Annotated in this window: 17 protein-coding genes and 1 tRNA gene; 13 read left to right on the top strand and 5 right to left on the bottom strand. The window is 68.5% G+C overall.

Features of this window, described 5'->3' with window-relative positions:
• Positions 1-22 precede the first annotated feature (22 nt).
• Positions 23-1,318: a hemolysin family protein gene (locus GON01_RS15825; protein ID WP_157028355.1), complete on the top strand. Its 1,296-nt coding sequence runs from the start codon at positions 23-25 to the stop codon at positions 1,316-1,318.
• Here the strand turns inward: GON01_RS15825 and GON01_RS15820 are convergent.
• Positions 1,315-1,869: a GGDEF domain-containing protein gene (locus GON01_RS15820; RefSeq protein ID WP_157028354.1), complete on the bottom strand. Its 555-nt coding sequence runs from the start codon at positions 1,867-1,869 to the stop codon at positions 1,315-1,317. The genes GON01_RS15825 and GON01_RS15820 overlap by 4 nt on opposite strands.
• Before the next feature lie 93 nt (positions 1,870-1,962).
• Between GON01_RS15820 and purE the strand changes: the two genes are divergently transcribed.
• Both purE and GON01_RS15810 read left to right on the top strand, forming a co-directional pair.
• Positions 1,963-2,451, top strand: coding sequence for a 5-(carboxyamino)imidazole ribonucleotide mutase (gene purE, locus GON01_RS15815; protein ID WP_157028353.1), 489 nt, complete (start codon positions 1,963-1,965; stop codon positions 2,449-2,451).
• Entirely contained in the window at positions 2,448-3,521 is a 1,074-nt protein-coding gene (locus tag GON01_RS15810; protein ID WP_157028352.1) for a 5-(carboxyamino)imidazole ribonucleotide synthase, read from the top strand. Before purE ends, GON01_RS15810 begins: the two co-directional genes overlap by 4 nt.
• A gap of 150 nt (positions 3,522-3,671) precedes the next feature.
• Here GON01_RS15810 and GON01_RS15805 read toward each other — a convergent pair whose 3' ends face one another.
• Positions 3,672-3,974 (bottom strand): hypothetical protein, encoded by a 303-nt coding sequence (locus GON01_RS15805; RefSeq protein ID WP_157028351.1) that lies wholly within the window; start codon positions 3,972-3,974, stop codon positions 3,672-3,674.
• Complete coding sequence (locus tag GON01_RS15800) at positions 3,974-6,823, bottom strand: M16 family metallopeptidase (RefSeq protein ID WP_157028350.1); 2,850 nt, start codon at positions 6,821-6,823, stop codon at positions 3,974-3,976. Before GON01_RS15800 ends, GON01_RS15805 begins: the two co-directional genes overlap by 1 nt.
• 102 nt (positions 6,824-6,925) lie before the next feature.
• Between GON01_RS15800 and GON01_RS15795 the strand changes: the two genes are divergently transcribed.
• The 7 genes from GON01_RS15795 (at position 6,926) to GON01_RS15765 (ending at position 15,052) form a co-directional block, all read left to right on the top strand.
• A complete protein-coding gene (locus GON01_RS15795; protein WP_157028349.1) occupies positions 6,926-8,563 on the top strand; it encodes a M28 family metallopeptidase in 1,638 nt (545 codons plus the stop codon).
• 37 nt (positions 8,564-8,600) lie between these two features.
• Positions 8,601-8,674 (top strand) — tRNA-Gly (locus tag GON01_RS15790).
• Between the two features lie 103 nt (positions 8,675-8,777).
• The gene (locus tag GON01_RS17105; protein ID WP_232328919.1) at positions 8,778-9,896 is read left to right on the top strand and encodes a PEPxxWA-CTERM sorting domain-containing protein; all 1,119 of its coding nucleotides are present in this window, start codon (positions 8,778-8,780) and stop codon (positions 9,894-9,896) included.
• 111 nt (positions 9,897-10,007) lie between these two features.
• The gene (locus GON01_RS15780) at positions 10,008-10,520 is read left to right on the top strand and encodes an EF-hand domain-containing protein (protein ID WP_157028348.1); all 513 of its coding nucleotides are present in this window, start codon (positions 10,008-10,010) and stop codon (positions 10,518-10,520) included.
• A gap of 270 nt (positions 10,521-10,790) precedes the next feature.
• On the top strand, positions 10,791-11,513 hold the full coding sequence (locus GON01_RS15775; protein ID WP_157028347.1) for a response regulator: 723 nt from the start codon (positions 10,791-10,793) through the stop codon (positions 11,511-11,513).
• Complete coding sequence (locus GON01_RS15770) at positions 11,510-12,847, top strand: ATP-binding protein (RefSeq protein ID WP_232328918.1); 1,338 nt, start codon at positions 11,510-11,512, stop codon at positions 12,845-12,847. The genes GON01_RS15775 and GON01_RS15770 overlap by 4 nt, the downstream gene beginning before the upstream one ends.
• Positions 12,848-12,907: 60 nt before the next feature.
• On the top strand, positions 12,908-15,052 hold the full coding sequence (locus tag GON01_RS15765; protein ID WP_157028346.1) for a penicillin acylase family protein: 2,145 nt from the start codon (positions 12,908-12,910) through the stop codon (positions 15,050-15,052).
• 181 nt (positions 15,053-15,233) lie between these two features.
• Here the strand turns inward: GON01_RS15765 and GON01_RS15760 are convergent, their stop codons facing one another.
• Together GON01_RS15760 and GON01_RS15755 are read right to left on the bottom strand one after the other, a co-directional pair.
• On the bottom strand, positions 15,234-16,607 hold the full coding sequence (locus GON01_RS15760; RefSeq protein ID WP_157028345.1) for a glutamate--cysteine ligase: 1,374 nt from the start codon (positions 16,605-16,607) through the stop codon (positions 15,234-15,236).
• 207 nt (positions 16,608-16,814) lie between these two features.
• Positions 16,815-17,564 (bottom strand): 16S rRNA (uracil(1498)-N(3))-methyltransferase, encoded by a 750-nt coding sequence (locus GON01_RS15755; protein ID WP_157028344.1) that lies wholly within the window; start codon positions 17,562-17,564, stop codon positions 16,815-16,817.
• Positions 17,565-17,751: 187 nt separating this feature from the next.
• On the opposite strand from GON01_RS15755, the gene ubiA reads away from it, so the two are divergent.
• Genes ubiA through GON01_RS15740 form a run of 3 tightly spaced genes read left to right on the top strand, consistent with a single transcriptional unit; the run spans position 17,752 to position 20,746 of the window.
• The gene (ubiA, locus tag GON01_RS15750) at positions 17,752-18,603 is read left to right on the top strand and encodes a 4-hydroxybenzoate octaprenyltransferase (protein WP_157028458.1); all 852 of its coding nucleotides are present in this window, start codon (positions 17,752-17,754) and stop codon (positions 18,601-18,603) included.
• Positions 18,604-18,627: 24 nt separating this feature from the next.
• Complete coding sequence (locus GON01_RS15745; RefSeq protein ID WP_157028343.1) at positions 18,628-19,974, top strand: TldD/PmbA family protein; 1,347 nt, start codon at positions 18,628-18,630, stop codon at positions 19,972-19,974.
• Positions 19,967-20,746 (top strand): inositol monophosphatase family protein, encoded by a 780-nt coding sequence (locus GON01_RS15740; RefSeq protein WP_181600284.1) that lies wholly within the window; start codon positions 19,967-19,969, stop codon positions 20,744-20,746. The genes GON01_RS15745 and GON01_RS15740 overlap by 8 nt, the downstream gene beginning before the upstream one ends.
• Positions 20,747-20,779: the final 33 nt, after the last annotated feature.

Genomic DNA, 20,779 nt, shown 5'->3' with positions numbered 1-20,779 from the left:
CTAAGGACGTTACACCTCCGGCATGCAGCCCCTTCATCCCTTCCCCTGGCTCAGCGTCGCGATCATCGTTGCTCTGATCGTGCTGAACGGCCTGTTCGCGATGTGCGAGCTGGCGATCGTCTCCGCACGCAAGGCGCGGCTGCAGGCGATGATCAAGGTCGGCCGCACCGGTGCCGCGACCGCGCTGAAGCTTCAGGCCAATCCCGGCCGGCTGCTGTCGACGGTCCAGATCGGCATCACCCTGATCAGCATCCTGACCGGCGCCTTTTCGGGCGCGGCGCTGGAAGTGCCGGTCGGTGAACGGCTCGCGCTGATCGGCATCCCCGCCCATTACGGGTTCGCGGTGACGATCGTCGTCACCACCTACGTCTCGCTGATCGTCGGCGAGCTGGTGCCAAAGCAATTCGCGCTGCGCTCGCCGGAGCCGATCGCCGCGCTCGCGGCGGTGCCGATGGACTGGTTCGCGCGCGCGACGGCGCCGGTCGGCTGGCTGCTCGACCGGACCAGCGCGCTGATCTTCCGCCTGCTCGGGCTGAAGCGTGAGACCGACAAGCATGTGACGGCGGAGGAACTCCACCTGATCGTCGCCGAGGCGAGCAAATCCGGCGTGATCGAGGAAAGCGAGCGCGCGATCATCTCGGGCGTGGTGCGGCTGGCCGACCGGCCGGTGCGCGAAGTGATGACGCCGCGCACGGATATCGACTGGATCGATGCCGACGCCGATCCGGAAGTGTTGCGCCAGCGCTTCATCGAGACGCCACACACCCGCGTGCCGGTCGCCGAAGGTTCTGTCGACCGCATCGTCGGCGTGCTGCAGAGCCGAGACATCGCGGCGGCGCTGCTGGAGGGGCGGCGGCTCGACCCGCGCGCGCTGATGCGGCCGCTGCTGATCGTGCCGGACCAGGTGGACGCGATGGACGCGCTCCACACGCTCCGCCGCGCCGAGGTGCCGATGGTGCTGGTCCATGACGAATATGGCCATCTGGAAGGGCTGGTCACGCCTGCCGACCTGTTCATCGCGCTGGCCGGCCATTTCGTGTCGGATCAGGACGCGGGCACCGACCCGGACTGTGTCGAGCGCGAGGATGGCAGCCTGCTCATCTCCGGCTCGCTGGCCGCCGACGCGCTTGCCGAGCGGCTCGACCTGACGCTGCCCGAAGACCGCGACTATGCGACGGTGGCCGGCTTCGCGCTCGCCGCGCTCCGCCATCTGCCGACGGTCGGGGAAGCCTTCGAGGAACAGGGCTGGCGGTTCGAGGTGGTCGACATGGACGGCCGCAAGATCGACAAATTGCTGGTCAGCTCGACCGAGCGTTAGGCATCGCCCCGCCGCTTGGCCTTGTACATTTCAGCGTCCGCGCGAGCGAGCGCGACTTCGGGCGTGTCGTGTGCCTGCAGCGCGGTCACGCCGATCGCGACTTCGATCGGCAGCCGCCCGTGCAGCGGCGACACCTTGACCGCCGCGACCAGCGCCGCCGCCTTCTCCCGTGCGGCCTCGGCATCCGCATATTCGAGCAGCACGCCGAATTCGTCGCCGCCGATGCGCGCGACCACGTCGCTGCCGCGCACATTCTCGCGCAGCACCCAGGCGGTGTGGATCAGCGCCTCGTCGCCGACGCCGTGGCCGTGCGCGTCGTTGATTTCCTTCAGACGATTAAGATCAACGAACAGCAAGGCCGCCGGCGTGCCGTGGCGCGCGCGCTGCGCGACCGCGCGCTCGATCGCGCGGAAGAACAGGCGGCGATTGGGCAGCGGCGTCAGCGTATCGCTGTCGGCCAGCCGCTCGAGTTGCGCGATGCGGGCTTCCAGCTCCGCCACGCGCGCCCGAAGCGCCGCATTTTCCTTTTCGGGATCAATAACCTGCTGCATCCTTCCCTCCCGACATCATCGCTCTAATCGGCCTGGATTGAAATAGCGTTGATCGGCGGCTACACGGCGGCGCTCCAAAAAAGCGGGGCAACAATGGCGGACTCAGCGCCTCTTGTGGGCATCATCATGGGCAGCCAGTCGGACTGGCCGACCATGCGCCACGCCGCCGAGATTCTCGGCGCGCTCGGCATCAGCCACGAAGCGCGCATCGTCTCCGCCCACCGCACGCCCGACCGCCTCTATGATTATGCCAGGTCCGCGGCCGATCGCGGGCTGAAGGCGATCATCGCGGGCGCCGGCGGAGCGGCGCACCTGCCTGGCATGACCGCCTCGATGACGACCGTCCCGGTGATGGGCGTGCCGATCGAATCGAAGGCGCTGAACGGCCTCGATAGCCTGCTGTCGATCGTGCAGATGCCGGGCGGCGTGCCGGTAGCAACCTTCGCGATCGGCAAGCCCGGCGCGGTCAACGCGGCGCTGTTCGCCGCCGCGATCCTGGCGAACGAGGATGGCGCGCTGGGCGACCGGCTGTCCGCGTGGCGCAAGCGGCAGAGCGACGCCGTCGCCGCCGAGCCCGAATGACGCTGCCGCCCGGCGCCACGATCGGAATTCTGGGCGGCGGACAGCTCGGCCGGATGCTGGCGATCGCCGCGGCCCAGCTCGGCTATCGCAGCCATGTCTACGCGCCTGAGGCGAGCGGCCCGGCGACCGAGGTCAGCGCCCAATGGACGCAGGCCGCCTATGACGATCCGGATGCGCTGAACCGCTTCGCGGAGGCAGTCGGGGTCGTCACCTACGAGTTCGAGAATGTGCCGCCGGCAGCGCTCGACCGGCTTGAGGCGCTGGTACCGATCCGGCCGGGCAAGCGCTCGCTCGAGATTTCGCGCGTGCGCGAGCGGGAGAAGGACCTGGTGCGGCAGCTCGCCGGACGCACCGCGCCGTTCCGCGCCGTCCGGAATCTGGAGCAGCTCCGCGACGCCTTTGCCGAGATCGGCGCCCCGTCGATCCTCAAGACGTCCAGCCTCGGCTATGACGGCAAGGGCCAGGTGCGGCTGCGAGACGCCTCCGAACTGGACGCGGCCTGGGAGGCCGTGCGCGGCGCCCCCTGCGTGCTGGAGGGGTTCGTGTCCTTCGAGGCGGAATTCTCTGTGCTGCTATGCCGTGGCGAAAGCGGCGAGACGGCGGTCTGGGACACGCCGGAGAATGTGCACACCCACGGCATCCTGGACACGTCGACCGTGCCCGCCCGCGCGCTGGTGCTGGACCAGGCGACGGAAGCGATCGTGCTTGCCCGCACCGTCGCCGACGCGCTCGACCATATCGGCCTGCTCACCTGCGAATTCTTCGCCTGCCCCGACGGCCCGGTGTTCAACGAGATGGCGCCCCGCGTTCACAATAGCGGCCATTGGACGATCGAAGGCGCGGTGACGTCGCAGTTCGAGAACCACATCCGCGCGGTCTGCGGCCTGCCGCTGGGCTCGACCCAACGCGTCGGTGCGCACGTGGAAATGAAGAACCTGATCGGTGAGGACGCCAACAGCTGGCCGGAAATCCTCCGCGATCCCGCCGCGAAGCTGCACCTGTACGGCAAGCATGTGCGGCCGGGCCGCAAGATGGGGCATGTGACTAAGGTTATTCCTCCCCTCGCCTAGCGAGGGGATGGGACCGCTCGCCGTAGGCGAGTGGTGGAGGGAGGGGCCGACCGCGGAGCGGGCGGCAATACCCTCCGCTTCGTTTCGGGCCCCTCCACCGCGCTGCGCGGGTCCCCCTCCCCGAGCAAGCTCGGGGCGGATTTAGAAAGCTCAGGCCTTCCGCGTGCCGGTCATCGGGAACGCGCCGAAAGCGCCGGCGCCCACCGTCCCGGTCAGCGTGTCGCCGTCGATCGTCGCCTGGCAATCGAGCGTCATCGGCATCGGCACCTTCATTTCCATTTTCCAGGTCAGCTTGTTGCCGTCGACCTTGCCGTCGATCACGTCGAGCGCCCCTTGCGCGCCGACGTTGGAGCCGGTGAAGCTGCCGCCGTCCGACTTGACCGTGAAGACAGACTTCTGCTCGCCCAGCGGCGACTTAGTGATGCAATCCCACTCGCCATCGACACCAGCCATCATTTCTCTCCCTGTGCAGTTCGTTGCGGTACCGTCTTCACCTCGACGGGCAGGCCGAGCCTGTCAAGCTGGGGCTTGACCGCTTTCGCGTCGCCGACGACGACCCAGACGAATTTCGAGGGATCGATCACCGACCGGATCGCCTTATCCATTTCCGGCGCGGTCAGCGCGCGGTAGCGGCTGGCGATCGTGTCGTAATAGTCGTCCGGCCGGCCGTAGAGCACGTTGTTCTGCATGCCGCCCAGCACGTCCGAACCGGTTTCGAAGCTGCCCGGCAGCTCGCGCACGAAGCCCAGGATCGTGCGCTCCTTCTCCTCGGGCGTGATGCCCTCCGTGGTCAGGAACGCACGAATATCGGCCTGCATCGCCGCGACCGAATCGCCGGTCCGGTCGGCCTGCACGGGCGCGGACACGATATAGGGCACGCCGTTCAGCAAGCGGCGGAAGCTGCCGTTGACGCCGTACGACCAGCCTTTGGTCTCGCGAATGTCGGTGTTGAGCCGCGACAGGAAGTTGCCGCCCAGCACGTCGTTCGCCGCGATATAGGGCAGCAGCTCGTCGCGGCCCTTCAGCGACGTCACCTCGCCGCTGTAGATCAGCGACTGGGGCGAATCCGGCCGATCGACCAGGATGATCCGCGGCTGCGCCGGCGGCACAGCAGCCGTGAACGCCTTGGTGCCGGGCGCGCCTTCGCCCTTCCAGTCGCCGAGTGCCGCGTCCAGCACGCCACGGACCTTGGCGAGCGGCTGGTCGCTGACGATGAAGATGGTTGCCTTGTCCGGCCGGATCCAGGCGCGGTGGAAATCGATCAGCTCGTCGCGCTTGAGCTGCTCGACGACGGCAGCGTCGCCCAGCCCGCTGGTCGGCCGCCCATAGGGGTGATCGCGCCCGAACAGCACCGGCAATAGCGTGCGCTGCGCCAGCCCGCCGGGCTGGGTCATTTCGCTGACGATCGAAACCAGTTGCTGCTTGCGCAGCCGCTCCACTTCCGCCGGCGCGAAGGCCGGGTTGCGCAGGATATCGGCGAGCAGCTCAACCGACGGCTGGAGGTTCGGAGACAATGCGAACAGGCTGACGCTGGTACGGTCGGTGGACGTGCCCGCGCCGATATTGGCGCCCAGCCGCTCTTCTTCCTCCGCGATCTGGATCGAGCTACGCGTCTTCGTGCCTTCGTCGAGCAGCGACAGCGTCAGCGATTGCAGGCCGAGCTTGTCGGCGGGATCGGCGGCGTTGCCCGCATCGAAGCTGACCACCATCCGGGTGATCGGCGTCGCCGTGCGCTGCGCATAGACCAACTCGATGCCGTTCGAGAGCTTCGCACGCTCGACGGTCGGGAAATCGAGGTTCGGAATCGGCCCGACCGGCGGCAGCTGCGAGCGGTCGACCACGGCCGGCGGCGCGAAGGTGACCGGCGCCTCGCCCGGCTTGTGGTAATAGGCCGGCGCGAAGCCCGAAGGGCCGGCGACCGACTTCGACTCCTCATACGCTCCGCGCGGCCCCGGCTCGACGACCAGCGCGAGCATCGGCCGGCTCAGCCATTTCTGCATCGCCGCGCGCACCTGCGCCGGAGTCGCCGCCGCATAGGCGGCGAGCTGCTTGTTGTAGAAGCCCGGATCGTTCGAATAGAGCGAGCCTTCGGCCAGGGTCACGGCCTTGCCGCCGAAACCACCGACCGATTCCAGCGCGGCGGTGCGACCGGCCACGTCGCGGGTCGCGGAGCGCAGCACTTCGTCGGCGGTCGGCCCGTTGGCGATGTAGTCGGCGATCAGCCGGTCGAGCTTGCGTCCTTCCTCGGCCACGTCGACGCCCGGCGCGACGTCGACCTGGACGTCGAAAAAGCTGATCTGCGCGAATTGCTGCAGCTCGGCGCTCACCCGCACCGCGCTCTTGTCGCCGCGCACCAGCGCGTTGTCGAGCCGCGAGCTGCTGAGTCCGCCGAGCACGCTCGCGGCGATGTCGAGCGGCACCGCGTCCGGATCGTTGAGGCCGGGCACCACCCAGGTGCGATAGATGCGGGTCGTCGCGACCCGGTCCTTCATCACTTCGTCGATGCGCTGCGCGGGCGTCGGCACCGGCGCGACGACCGGCCCCTGCTGCGGCCCCTTCGGAATGTCGCCGAAATACTTGGTGACCAGCCGCTTCGCCGTCGGCACGTCGATGTCGCCGGCCAGCACCAGCACGGCGTTGTTCGGTCCGTAATGCTGGCGGAACCAGCCCTTCACATCGTCCAGGCTTGCCGCGTCGAGGTCGGCCATCGAACCGATCGTCGAATGGCCATAGGGATGATCAGCGGGAATCAGCGCCTTCAGCTGCGCATATTCGACCAGCCCGAACGGCTGGTTGTCGCCCTGCCTCTTCTCGTTCTGGACGACGCCGATCTGGTTCTTCAGATTCTCCTGCGTGACGGCACCCAGGAAATGGCCCATCCGGTCGCTTTCGAGGAACAAAGCGCGCTCCAGCGCCGGCGTCGGCACGGTCTCGAAATAATTGGTGCGGTCGAACCAGGTGGTGCCGTTCACGTCGGTCGCGCCGATTTCCTGCAGCGGCTTGAAGAAGTCGCCCGGCGCATTCTCCGACCCGTTGAACATCAGGTGCTCGAACAGGTGAGCGTATCCGGTCTTGCCCTTGGGCTCCATCTTCGAGCCGACATTGTACCAGACCGAAACCGCGACGATCGGCGCCTTGCGATCCGTCGACACGATGACCCTGAGGCCGTTCGGCAGCGTGAACTGCTCGTACGGAATGTTCACCGCTTGCGACAGCTCGGACAAGGGCGCCGGCGCGGCGGTCTGGGCCAGCGCCGTGGAGGAAAGTGCGAGAAGCGAAGCGGCAAGCCAGGACCGGCGCATGAAGACTCCTTTGCGGGGGAAGCGACGTGCGGCTTGCATAGCAGCGCATTTTCGCTGAACCAACGCTCTCCGACTTGTCCTCATCCGATCCCAAGGAAGATCATGCCGCGCGTCCTGCTGTCGCTCCTGCCGCTCGCTCTCGTCAGTGCCGCCCCGCCCGCCCCCGCTCCGGCCTTCTCGCCGGACGCGTTTCGCGCCCATGTCGCCTTCCTGTCCGACGATCTGCTCGAGGGACGGGACACCGGCAGCCGCGGCCACGAGATCGCCGCGCGCTACGTCGCGTCGCAATTCGCGGGCCTGGGGCTGAAGCCGGGCGGCGACAATGGCGGCTGGTACCAGCAGGTCACGTTCCAGAAGACGCGCCGCGGCGACATGCCCGGCACGCTGGCGCTCAGCGGCTCGCCCGCGGCGGGCAAATGGGCACACGGCCAGGACGTGCTGATCGGCGTCAACCCGCGCGAGGCGAAGACCGACCTCAGCGCGCCGATCGTTTTTGTCGGCTATGGCATCGCCGACACGTCGCTCGGCATCGACGACTATGCCGGGCTCGACGTGCGCGGCAAGATCGTGGTCGCGCTGAACGGCTTCCCGAAGGGCATGCCGAGCGAGGTCGGCGCGCACCTCTCCAGCGCCAAGGACGAAGCGGCGGCGGCGCGCGGCGCGGTCGGCTTCCTGTCGGTCGACACCAGGCTCTCGGCGGCAACTCGCCCCTGGACAGTGCGCCAACGCTATGCCGACGGCTCCCGCTTCAGCTGGATCGGCAAGGACGGCCAACCCTATGTCGAAGGGACGGGCCTGCGGGCCAGCGCGGGCATCGACGATACGGTCGCGGCCGCCTTGTTCGCCGGCGCGCCGCGGACGCTCGACCAGGTCCGCGCGGAAGCGGACGTCGAGGGCGGCCGGCCCAAGGGCTTTCCGCTCGCCGGCACCGTGCGCATCACGGCCGAGACGGTCAGCGAGCGGCTGACCAGCCCCAATGTGGTGGGCGTGCTGCCCGGCGCCGACCCGAAGCTCGCGCCCGAGGTCGTGATCCTGTCCGCGCACCTCGATCATATCGGCATCGCCAAGCCGCGGCCGAACGATCCGCCCGCCAAGGACCGGATCAACAACGGCGCGCTCGACAATGCGTCCGGAATCGCGACGATGCTGGAAGTCGCGCGCGCCTTCGCCAGCGCCCCTGACCGGTCCCGGCGCACGCTCGTCTTCCTCGCCTCGACCGCGGAGGAGAAGGGCCTGCTGGGCGCCGAATATTATGCGCACAACCCGACCGTGCCGCTGGCCAGCATCGTCGCCGATGTCGATCTCGACATGCCGCTGCTGCTCTATCCGTTCACCGACGTGATCGCGTTCGGCGCCGATCATTCGACGCTGGGCAAGGTCGTCGCCGATGCCGCGAAGCCGATGGGCATCGCACTGTCGCCCGACCCGATGCCCGAGGAGAATATCTTCGTACGGTCGGACCATTACCGCTTCGTCCAGCAGGGCATCCCGGCGGTGTTCCTGGCGACCGGCTATGCCAATGGCGGCGAAGCGGCGTGGAAGGCCTTCTTCGACAAGGCCTATCATCAGCCCGCCGACGACATGAACCAGCCGATCGACTGGAACGCCGCGGCGCGCTTCGCGGAGGTGAACTACCGGATCACCCGCGCGCTGGCCGACGCCGACGAGGCGCCGCGCTGGTACCAGGGCGACTATTTCGGCGACCTGTTCGCGCCCAAGGCGGCCAAAGCCGCGCGTTGACCGGAACCCCGCGCCTGTGGCATCGGGCGCTGCACAGGCGGGTATGATGTAATGGTAGCCTGTCAGCTTCCCATGCTGAACGCGCGGGTTCGATTCCCGCTACCCGCTCCAGCCCATCCCTAGTCGACCGTCCTCTCCGCGCAGGACCGGCGTTCGCGCCTTGCCGCCACCTGTCCCTGTACGAGACAGATGTGCCGCGACTGTTGACTAACATTTGTTAGGGCTGCAAGAAAACAACAGTCGTTCCAGGGAGGAGCAGATGAACAGGCTTGTACTCGGTACATTGCTTTGCGCCGCTTTGATGGGACACGCTGAGGCCCGGACGATCGTCGGCGATGTTTCCGGCCAGGGCGACGACACCTTTTTCATCGGCCAGTCTTTCACAACCACGGCCGCCGCGTTCGATCATGTCAGCTTCAGTTTCTTTGATCCGACCGGAGCACGGCAGGCGCTGGGTACGGCCTATCTGTTCAGCGCTGCCTATACCGGAACGCCGGATGGACTTGCGAGCGCAAGCGCCAATCTGATCGCGACGGCGATGGGCGACGGCAGCAACTATATCTTCGACCCGTCGCTGCGCCTCAGCGCGAGCACTCAATATTATGTCTATTCCGATACCGCGATGCACCTGCTGGGCGGCGGCACCTATTATCGGGGCGGGAGCTATGCCTCGAGCTCCAGTGCTTCCGCTAATTTCGTGGCCGGAGCTGTCACGGGCGCCGACGCCAACTTCATCCTGGACGGGAACTTCGCCGACCTGAACGTGCGCGACGACAACCCGGTCGCGGTCGGGACGCAGCGGGGAACGGAGTCAAACAACGAGCCGCTGGCGTTCGGGCAGTCGTTCACGACGGGCGACGCCGCGCTGAACAATATCAGCTTCAATTTCTATGCCGAGGATGGGTCACCGCTCGCGCTCGGCACCGCGTATCTCTTCAGCGAACGCTATACCGGCACGCTGTTCGACATGCCGACGGTCACCCGGAACCTGGTTGGATCCTCGCTCGCCAGCGGCAGCGCCTATGTGTTCGACCCGAATATGGTGCTGGCGCCCAACACCAAATATTACCTGTATGCGGACCAGCCCATGGTGATCACGGGCAACGGGGTCAGCAGCCTGCCCGGCAGTGAATTTTCCCGGAACTCGAGGGTCAATCCGTTCGGCTCCTTCGAGCCCGACCTGACCGGCGCCGATGCCAATTTTGCGCTGCGCGGCACCGCCGTCGTGGCCGTGCCGGAGCCTGCGGCCTGGGCGATGATGCTGATCGGCTTCGGAACGATCGGAGCGGGGATGCGGTCGCGCCGCAAATCCACCGCGCCCACCCTGGCCTGACGGTTCGGCCGGGCGGCATCCGGCTGCGACAAATCGCGACAATATCGTTCCGCGCTCGACATACTCGCGCGACCGTTGCCGGCTAGACAGGCAGCATCGGAGGTGGCGAGCATGGCTACGGCATTGATGATCTCGGCTCTGGGCGCGCTGGCGCTGACCAGCGGCATCGCGCTCGCCGCGGGCCAGCCCCACGACATGGGCGACCGCCCGATGGGCGACATGACCCGCGCCCAGGCGGTCCAGATGGCAAACGACCATTTCGACCGGATGGACGCCAACAAGGACGGCAAGCTCGACCGCGCCGACCGCGCGGCGATGCACGCGAAGATGGCCGCCGACATGTTCGACCGCACTGACGCCAATCACGACGGCATGATCAGCCGCGACGAATGGAATGCCGGCGCGGCGAAGCTGGCCGGGATGCACGGGCGCGGCCGGCCAATGATGCGGCACATGGGCATGATGGCGGACATGGACGGCGACCGTGCGATCAGCCGCGACGAGTTCCAGAAGCGGGCGATCGAGCATTTCGACCGCGTCGACACGAATCACGATGGCACGGTCACCACGGCGGAGCGAGAGCAGGCTCACGCCGCGATGCGGGAGCATTCCGAGCGCAAGTAGCGCGCATCCGGATGCTTCCGTCCGGCCAATCCGCGTCTTCCCCTGTGGCGCGGCCGCCGGAGAGCCGGGGCGGACGAGGTCGACCCTGCCTCGTCCGCCCTTTCCTTTGTCCTCCCCTGACGCAGTCAGGGGAGGGGGATCATGCGAAGCATGGTGGAGGGGGCCGGAGCGAACCGGAGGATTTTCTCCTCGCCCGCGGCTCGGCCCCTCCACCACTCGCTTCGCGAGTGGTCCCCCTCCCCATCGCTTTGCGATAGGGAGGAGCGAATCATGGACGACAAGCCGCACATCCTTCTGGTCGATGACGAGCGCTCGATCCGCGAGCCGCTCGCGACCTATCTCAATCGCAACGGGTTCCGCGTGACCCAGGCGGGCGACGCCGGGCAGGCGCGCGAGCGGCTGCACGGCTATGCGATCGACCTGGTCATCCTGGACGTGATGATGCCGGGCGAAGACGGCCTGAGCCTTTGCCGCCATATCCGCGAGACCTCCGAGCTGCCGGTGATCCTGCTGACCGCGATGGCGGAGGAGACCGACCGGATCGTCGGCCTCGAAATGGGCGCCGATGACTATGTCGTGAAGCCCTTTTCCCCGCGCGAGCTGGTCGCGCGGATCAAGGTCGTGCTGCGGCGGATCGGCCGCGGCGGCGGCGTCAAGCAGCGCGCGCCCGAGACCGGCAGCTATGCCTTTGCCGGCTGGGTGCTGAAGGCGGGCGAGCGCGGGCTCGTCGATCCCGAGGGCGTGCAGGTGCCGCTGTCGACCGGCGAGTTCAACCTGATGCTCGCCTTTGCCACCCACCCGCACCAGGTGCTGAGCCGCGACCAGTTGCTCGACCTCGCCTATGGCCGCGAGGCGCATGCGTTCGACCGGGCGATCGACAACCATATCAGCCGGCTCAGGCGCAAGATCGAGGCGGACCCGAAGAACCCGGCGCTGATCAAGACCGTCTGGGGCGGCGGCTATACGCTGGCCGCGGACGTGACCCGGCTTTGAAGCGCCTCTGGCCCCGCAGCCTCGGCGCGCAGCTGGCGCTGCTGATGGCGCTGGCGCTGGGCGTGGCGCAGGCGGTGAACTTCGTGCTGCTGCTGCAGGCGACCAAGCGCCAGACCTATGTGCAGACGGCGACGCTGGCCATCGCGCGGCTTGCCGAGACGGTCCAGCGCACGCGCAGCGGCGCGACCACGCCGCAAATGCTGCGCGGATCAATCGCGTCGGTCTCAAGCCCGATCCGCGCGGAAATGGAGCTGAAGCCCGACGTGGCCGCCTATGCGCGCGAGATGCTGGGCCAGGTCGGCATCCGGGTCGGCCAGATCGAGGCGGCCGAGATCCCGGCCCGCGAATTCCAGGTGCAGGTGGACGACAAGGGGCGGCTGCTGCGCCAGTCCGCGGTGCTGCAGCGGCGCGTCATCGTCGTGTCCGCCGAGATCGCCCCGTCCCGCTGGGTGACGACCGCGGCGCCGCTGCCGCCGCTTCATGCCGGCGTGTTCGGCGGCCTGATCTTCCAGACCTTCGTGCTCTACGGCTTCATCCTGCTGACCGTGCTGTGGGTCGGCGGACGGCTGGCGCGGCCGCTGGCCGAGCTGCGCGACGCGGCCGAGCGGTTCGACCGTCGCAGCGCCCCGGAGCCGATCGAGGAACAGGGCCCGTCCGACATCCGCCGGCTGATCGCCGCGTTCAACGCGATGCGCACCCGCATCACCGCGATGCTGGACGAGAAGGACCGAATGCTGGGCGCGATCGGGCACGATCTCCGCACCCCGCTCGCGTCGATGCGGGTGCGCACCGAGCTGGTCGAGGACGAAGGCGAGCGGGCGCGGATGGCGGCGACGATCGACGACATGAACAAGACGCTGGACGACATCCTCTCGCTCGCCCGGCTCGGCCATCCGAGCGAGCCGGAGCAGAAGGTGGACCTGCCCGCGCTGGTCGACAGCGTCGCCGAGGAATTCGAGGATCTGGGCGCGGACGTCGCCGTCGACGAGGCCGACCGGCTGGCGGTGGCGATGCGGCCGAACCTGATGAAGCGGGCGCTCAGGAACCTGATCGAGAACGCGCTGAAATATGGCGAACGCGCGCGCGTGCGGGTGGTGCGCGAGCCGGTTTGGGCGGTGGTCGAGGTCGATGACGACGGGCCCGGCATCCCGCCTGCGGAAATGGAGCGCATGTTCGAGGCCTTCACCCGGCTGGAAAGCTCGCGCAGCCGCGACACGGGCGGCGCCGGCCTGGGCCTCGCCCTCGCCCGCGCGATCGTCGACGCGCATGGCGGCACGCTGACGCTGGCGAACCGGGAGCGAGGGCTGCGGGCGACGATGAGGCTGCCGCTCTAGCCAGCGCCGTTCGAAGCAAACGGAGTTCAGTTTGTCGCCGAAATGACTTAGCAGGCTCCCATGCTGACGCTCGCTTTCCTCCTTCTCGCCGCGGCTCCGCAGGCCGATCTCGCTCGCTGGCAGGCGGAGGCGGCGCGGGTGACGATCACGCGCGACGATTGGGGCATCGCGCATGTGAAGGGGCGGACGGACGCCGACGCGGTGTTCGGCGCGATCTATGCGCAGGCGGAAGACGACTTCAACCGGATCGAGCGCAACTATCTGATCGCGCTGGGTCGGCAGGCCGAAGCCGACGGTGAGGGGAAGATCTGGGACGATTTGCGCGCGCGCCTCTACGTCGACGAGGCCGGGCTTCGCGCGGCTTACGCCCGCAGCCCGAAGACCATGCAGGCGCTGATGAACGCCTGGGCGGACGGGCTCAATCACTTCCTCGCCACTCACCCGGAGGTGAAGCCGAAGGTGCTGACCCGGTTCGAGCCGTGGATGGCGCTGTCCTTCACCGAAGGCAGCATCGGCGGCGATATCGAGCGGATCGACCTCGATGGCTTGCGCGCCTTCTACGGCGGCAAGCCGCCCGCTGTCGCCCGGGCCGACACGGGCGAGAAGGAACCCTCCGGCTCCAACGGCTTCGCGATCGCGCCGGCGAAGACCGCGGACGGCCATGCGCTGCTGCTGATCAACCCGCACACCAGCTTCTTCTTTCGTTCCGAGCTGCAGATGACCAGCGACGAGGGGCTGAACGCCTATGGCGCGAGCACCTGGGGCCAGTTCTTCATCTACCAGGGCTTCAACCCGCATATCGGCTGGATGCACACGTCGAGCGGCGTCGACGTGGTCGACGAATTCGCCGAAGCGATCGTGCGCAAGGGCGGCCGCCTGTTCTACCGCTACGGCAAGGAGCTGCGGCCGGTGGAGACGCGCGTGATCACGGTGCGATACCGCGCGCCGAACGGCGGCACGGCGGCGCGCAGCTTCACGACCTACCGCACGCATCACGGCCCGATCGTCCGCCAGGCCGACGGCAAGTGGGTCGCGTTTGCGATGATGTTCAAGCCCGTCGAAGCCCTCCAGCAATCCTGGCTGCGCACCAAGGCGGACGACTTCGCCTCGTTCCTGCAAGTGGCCGAGCTGAAGGCCAATTCGTCGAACAACACGATCTTCGCCAGCGACAAGGGTGAGATCGCCTATCTGCACCCGCAATTCGTGCCGCTGCGCGACAATCGCTTCGACTATACCAGGCCGGTCGACGGCAGCGATCCGGCAACCGACTGGAAAGGCCTGACGCCGCTCGCGCGCCTGCCGCAGGTGGTCAATCCGCCGAACGGCTGGGTGATGAACACCAACAACTGGCCTTATTCGGCGGCCGCGGAGAACAGCCCGCGCCAGGCCGAGTTTCCGCGCTACATGGACACGTTCGGCGAGAACCCCCGCGGCGTCCACGCGACCATGGTGCTGAAGGACCGGCGCGATTTCACGCTGCCTCTGCTGATCGACGCCGCGTTCGATTCCTATCTGCCGGCCTTTGCCCGGCTGATCCCGACCCTGGTCCGCGCCTATGACGGGCTGGAGGCGAAGGATCCGCTGAAGGCGAAGCTGAAGGGCCAGATCGCGCTGCTGCGGAGCTGGGACTATCGCTGGGGCATCGCCTCGCAGCCAACCTCCCTGGCCGTGTTCTGGGGCGAAGCGCTGTGGAAGGACGTGAAGGCCGACGCCGAATCCGAGGCGATGAACGTCTATGACTATATGGCCGAGCGGACGACGCCGCGGCAGAGACTGAAGGCGCTGGCGGACGCGTCCGACCAGCTGGAGCGCGATTTCGGCCATTGGGGTGTCGCCTGGGGCGAGATCAATCGCTTCCAGCGCCTGACCGGCGACATCGTCCAGCCGTTCGACGACAAGCAGCCGAGCATCCCGGTGCCCTTCACCTCGTCGCGCTGGGGCTCGCTCGCCTCGTTCGGGGCCAAGGCCTATCCGGGGACGAGGCGCTGGTACGGCACCAGCGGCAACAGCTTCGTCGCCGTGGTCGAGTTCGGCCCCAAGGTCCGCGCCCGCGCGATCACCGCCGGCGGGGAGAGCGGCCACCCCGGCTCGCCGCACTTCAACGACGAGGCCGAGCGCTACACGACCGGCAACCTGCGCGAGGTGTACTTCTGGCCCGAGCAGCTGAAGGGCCACACCGAGCGGATCTATCGGCCGGGGCAGTGAGCGCGGAAGGTTAGGAAGGTTCGCCGTGCGAGAAAAATTCCCTCACTCACCGCAGCAGGACTGATCGAGACAGTCGATCAAAAAGAGCCGAATCGGTTAAGGGCGTTCCCATGGTTCGATCCGATATCGCAAGACCGCCCATGTAGGACAGCATTATCTCGCCCGGGCGAGGGCGCAGCGTTCAGAAGCTGAACTCGTCGTAGATGCGCCTGAGGTCGCCGCCCCACGGACCGTGATAGAGGTTCAGCAGGCGCTGTGCCGGCACGACGCCGGAGCGGACGGTCTCGCGCAGCGGCTCCAGGAAACCGGCCTCGCTGTCGCCGGCGTCGCTCAGCTCGGCGCGGGCGCGCAGGCCGGAGGCGGCGATGTCCAGCACGTCGCCGGCGATGTCCGCGAGCGTGCCGCCGCCCGGCAGCGGCGCGCCGAGGCCGAGCCTCGGCACGCTGTTCCTGAGCGCCTCGCGGTCCTCCATCGACCAGGCCTTGACCAGGTCCCAGGCGGCGTCGAGCGACCCGCCGCCATAGAGCAGGCCGACCCACAGGGCCGGCAGCGCGCAGATCTTGCTCCACCGCCCCCCGTCCGCGCCGCGCATTTCCAGGAAGGTCTTCAGCCGCACCTCGGGGAAAGCGGTCGAGAGGTGATCGGACCAATCGGACAGGCGCGGCTTTTCGCCCGGAAGAGCGGGCAGCTCGCCTTTCAGGAAATCGCGGAAGCTCTGGCCGGCCGCGTCGATGTACTTGCCGTCGCGGAACACGAAATACATCGGCACGTCGAGCGCATAGTCGGCATAGCGCTCATAGCCGAAACCTTCCTCGAACACGAACGGCAGCATGCCGGTGCGGGCCGGATCGGTGTCCGACCATATGTGACTGCGATAGGAAAGAAAGCCGTTCGGCTTGCCTTCGGTGAAGGGCGAGTTGGCGAACAAAGCTGTCGCGAGCGGCTGCAGGGCCAGGCCGACGCGGAACTTCTTCACCATGTCGGCTTCGGACGAATAATCGAGATTCACCTGGATGGTACAGGTGCGCAGCATCATGTCGAGGCCGAGCGTGCCGACGCGCGGCATGTGGCGCAGCATGATCGCGTAGCGGCCCTTGGGCATGACCGGCAGCTCGGCGCGCGTCTTGTCGGGCCACATGCCGAGGCCGAGGAAGCCGAGGCCGAGCTCGTCGCCGACCGCCTTGACCTGTTCCAGATGGCGGCCGGTTTCGGCGCAGGTCTGGTGCAGGTTCTGGAGCGGCGCACCCGATAATTCGAGCTGGCCCGCGGGTTCCAGGCTGATCGTGCCGTCCGGTCCGCGCAACGCGATAACGTTGCCGCCTTCCACGACCGGTTCCCACCCGAAGCGCGTCAGCCCCGACAGCAGGTCACGGATGCCGCCGGGCTCGTCGTAGGACGGCGCGCGGTGATCGGCGGTCCGATAGACGAATTTCTCGTGCTCGGTGCCGATCCGCCACGCCGCGCGCGCTTTTTCCCCGCTCGCGAATAGCTGGATCAGCTGGGCGCGATCCTCGATGATCGGATCGTCTGTGCCGGATTCTTCACGCGTGCTCATCGCGCGCGCCTTACGAGGGCGCTCGCGAAAAGAAAATCCTCCGCTTGCGATGCGCGGGGGAGGGCCAGCCCGGCCGCGAGCCGGGGATGGTCGAGGGGGCGGAGCGACGCGGAGGTGCTGTGTCCTCCCGGCTCGAGCCGGGGTGCGACCCTTCCACCACTCGCCTACGGCAAGCGGTCCCCCTCCCCGAGCAAGCTCGGGGAGGATTTAGATGGACCAGTCGCCCGCGGCCGCCATCCAGACGCTGACGGCCGCCAGCGCGGCGGTTTCGGCGCGAAGGATGCGCGGGCCGAGCGAGACGGGCACGGCGGAAGGACGGGCGCGAATCGCCTCTCGCTCGGCGGGATCGAAGCCGCCCTCCGGCCCGATCAGGACCGCCGCGGGGCCGCTTCGCCCGCGCACCGCGTCCAGCATCGGCGTGCCGCCTTCCTCGTCGGCGAAATAGAGGCTGCGCTCGGCCGGCCAGTCGCGAAGCAGGGCATCAACCGAGACCATGGCCGCGAGCTCCGGGAGCGCGGTGCGCTCGCATTGCTCGGCGGCCTCGATCATGTGCGCGCGCAGGCGCTCCGAATTGAGCTTGTCGACCACCGCGCGGCGGGTGGCGACCGGCACCAGCCGCGCCACGCCCAGCTCTGACGCCTTCTCCGCGACCCAGTCGATCCGGCCGCGCTTGATCGGCGCGGCGCAGAGCCAGAGGTCGGGCACGGCTTCGCGTGCGCGGAGCTTCGCGGCGATGCGGACAACGAGGTCGCGCCTGCCCGTCGCCGCCACTTCGCCCAGCCATTCGCCGGTGCGGTCGTCGAACAATTTCACCGTGCCGCCCGCCTTCAGCCGCATCACCGAGAGCAGGTAATGCGCCTGCCCGCCCTCGACGCGCAGATCCATGCCGTCGGCGAGCGGCTGGTCGATGAACAGGCGCGGCGCGCTGTGCGGCGGCCAGGCGGGGGTGGCGGGCATATATTCTCCTGGGCTGTGCCCAAATACCGGCTGGGCTGAGCTTGTCGAAGCCCTCCCTTTCCCTTTACGGCGGCAAAGAAGAAGGGAGGCCTTCGACAAGCTCAGGCCAGCCGGAGTTGAAGTGACCATTACGTCCGACTCAGACGCCCTCCCCGATACCGAACACCGGCGCCTGGCGCGTTCCGGCATGTTTCGGCCCTATGTCCTGCTCGCGCGGCTCGACCGGCCGATCGGCTGGTGGCTGCTGTTCTGGCCCTGCGCCTGGGGCGTCGCGCTGGCCGGCGGGGCGTTCGCGCGGTTCGACCTGATCCTGTGGATGCTGCTCGGCGCGGTGGCGATGCGCGGCGCCGGCTGCGTCTATAACGACATCGTCGACCGCGACCTGGACGCGCAGGTGGAGCGCACGCGCGGCCGGCCACTCGCCAGCGGCGCGGTATCACTGCGGGCTGCCTGGGCCTGGCTGCTGCTGCTCTGCGCGATCGGCTTCGCCGTGCTGCTGAAGCTGCCGCTGATTGCGCAGGGCGTGGCGGTGGCGAGCCTCGTCTTCGTCGCCGCCTACCCCTTCATGAAGCGAATCACCTGGTGGCCGCAGGCCTGGCTTGGCATCGTGTTCAGCTGGGGCGCATTGGTCGGCTGGGCGGCGGTGGCGCGGGAGGTGAGCGCGCCGATGCTGCTGCTCTATGCCGGCACCATCGCCTGGGTGATCGGCTACGACACCATCTACGCGCTGCAGGACCGCGAGGACGACGCGCTGATCGGCGTCCGCTCCTCCGCGCTTCGGCTCGGCCGGCACGTGCGCGCGGGCGTGGCCGGCTTCTACGCGGTGGCGCTGGCCTTGTGGAGCGTCGCGGTCTGGATCGTGCGGCCCGATCCGCTCGCGTTCGTCGCGCTGGTCCCCGCCGCGATCCACCTCGCCTGGCAGGTGATCGCGCTGGAACCCGAGGACGGCGCCGACGCGCTCGACAAATTCCGCTCCAACCGGTTCGCGGGCCTGCTCGTCTTCCTCGCCTGCGCGACGGTCGGCACTGGCGCTTCCTGACGCGTCTTCCTAAGTGCGGCGGTGATGCTTTCCCTCGCCGACGCGCAATCCCGCCTTTCCGACCTGGTCTCCTACGCCCGCGCCGCCGGCGCCGATGCCGCCGACGCGCTGTACCATGGCGACCGCTCCACCGACGTGCATGTCCGCCTCGGCGCGCTGGAAAATGTCGACCAGTCCGAAGGCGAGGAAATCGGGCTGCGGGTGTTCGTCGGCCGGCGTTCGGCCAGCGTCTCCGCGTCCGACCTTGCGCCCGAATCGCTGCGCACACTCGCCGAACGCGCGGTCGCGATGGCTGGGCAAGCGCCGGAGGACCGGTTCGCCGGGCTCGCACCCGAGGAGCGGCTGCTGCGGGGGCCCGGCCCCGATCTCGACCTCGACGACGGCATCGAGCCCGATCCGGCGTCGCTGAAGCAGCGTGCGCTTGCTGCCGAGGACGCGGCGCGCGCGGTTGCGGGCGTCAGCAACAGCGAAGGCGCCAGCGCCAGCGCCGGCCGCAGCCAGATCGCGCTCGCCACCAGCCACGGCTTTGCCGGCGGCTATGGCGCCAGCGCCCATTCGATCAGCGCAAGCATGCTCGCGGAGCGCGACGGCCAGAAGCAGCGCGACGGCGCCTGGCATTGGGTGCGCCACCTGGACGCGCTGGATGACGCCGAGACGATCGGCCGCCTCGCCGGCGAGCGCGCGGTCGCGCGTCTCGGCGCGCGCAAGCTGGCGAGCGGACCGATGCCGGTGGTGTTCGATCCCCGCGTCGGCGGCACCCTGATCGGCCATCTGCTGGGCGCGATCGCCGGGCCCGCGATCACGCGGCGGACCAGCTTCCTGCTCGAAGCGCTCGGCCAGCCGGTCTTTGGCGAGGGAATCACGATGGCCGACGATCCGCACCGGCCGCAAGGCCTGCGCTCCCGCCCGTTCGACGGCGAGGGGCTGCCGACCAGCGCGAAGAACCTGATCGACGCCGGCGTGCTGACCGGCTGGATGCTCGACAGCGCCTCGGCGCGCCAGCTGGAGCTGCAGCCGACCGGCCATGCCGCGCGCGGCGTCGGCGGCCCGCCGGGCGTGTCGGCCAGCAACGTCCATGTGATGCCCGGCGCGGCCTCGCGCGACGCGCTGATCGGCGGCATCAGGCGCGGCCTCTACGTCACCGAACTGATCGGCCAAGGCGTGAACGGCGTCACCGGCGACTACAGCCGCGGCGCGGGCGGCTTCCTGATCGAGGACGGCGCGCTGGCTCATCCGGTCGCCGAGGTGACCATTGCCGGCAATTTGAAGGACATGTTCCGGAACCTTTCCGCCGCCGACGACCTTGAGTTCCGCTATGCGGTCAACACGCCCACCCTGCTGGTCGAGGGAATGACGGTCGCCGGTGACTAAATCTCTTCTCCAGCGCGTGGGCGAAGTCGCGGCCGAGGTCGGCGCGATGGCGCGGTGGCGCTGGCAGGGCGACTATAAGCGCTGGGAGAAAGTGCCCGGCCACCCGGTGTGCGAAGTGGACCTGGAGGCCGATGCGCTGCTGCGCGAACGGCTGAGCGCGCTCGATCCCGATGCCGGTTGGCTGTCCGAGGAGACCGCCGACAGCGCCGAGCGGCTGCTCGGCACCCGGACCTGGGTCGTCGACCCGATCGACGGCACGCGCGACTTCATCCGCGGCCGCACCGGCTGGGCGGTGTCGGTCGCGCTGGTGGAGGGCGGACGGGTGGTGCTGGGCGTTCTCGACGCGCCAGCGCGCGGCCAGCAATGGCGCGCCGAGGCCGGCAAGGGCGCCTGGCTGAACGGCAAGCGGCTGCGCGTCCATGACCGCGACGAGCTGCCCGGATCGCGCGTGCCGGCCGACACCCTGCCCAGGACCGATGCCGACCTGATCGGCGTACCGCGCCCCAACTCGATCGCGCTCCGCACCGCGATGCTGGCCGCGGGCGAGGTCGACCTGGTCGCGACCCTGCGCTGGGGCAGCGAATGGGACATCGCCGCCGCCGTGCTGATCGCGCAGGAAGCGGGTGCGATGGTCACCGACGCGCTCGGCCGTCCGATCCGGTTCAACTCGACCCGGGCGGAAGCGTTCGGCGTGCTGGCGAGCGTGCCCGGAATCCACCAGGCCGCGGTCCAGCGGCTCTGGGGGCGGGCGATGAAGGCGAGTGCTCGATAAAAGTTGAACCAGCACTGGATTGCCGCCAGTCGG

Origin of the sequence: Sphingomonas horti (assembly GCF_009753715.1) — a bacterium.
In the GTDB taxonomy this organism is placed as follows: domain Bacteria; phylum Pseudomonadota; class Alphaproteobacteria; order Sphingomonadales; family Sphingomonadaceae; genus Sphingomonas_B; species Sphingomonas_B horti.
The sequence above is the reverse complement of the archived record's forward strand: the minus strand, read 5'-3'. Positions and strand labels throughout refer to the sequence as shown.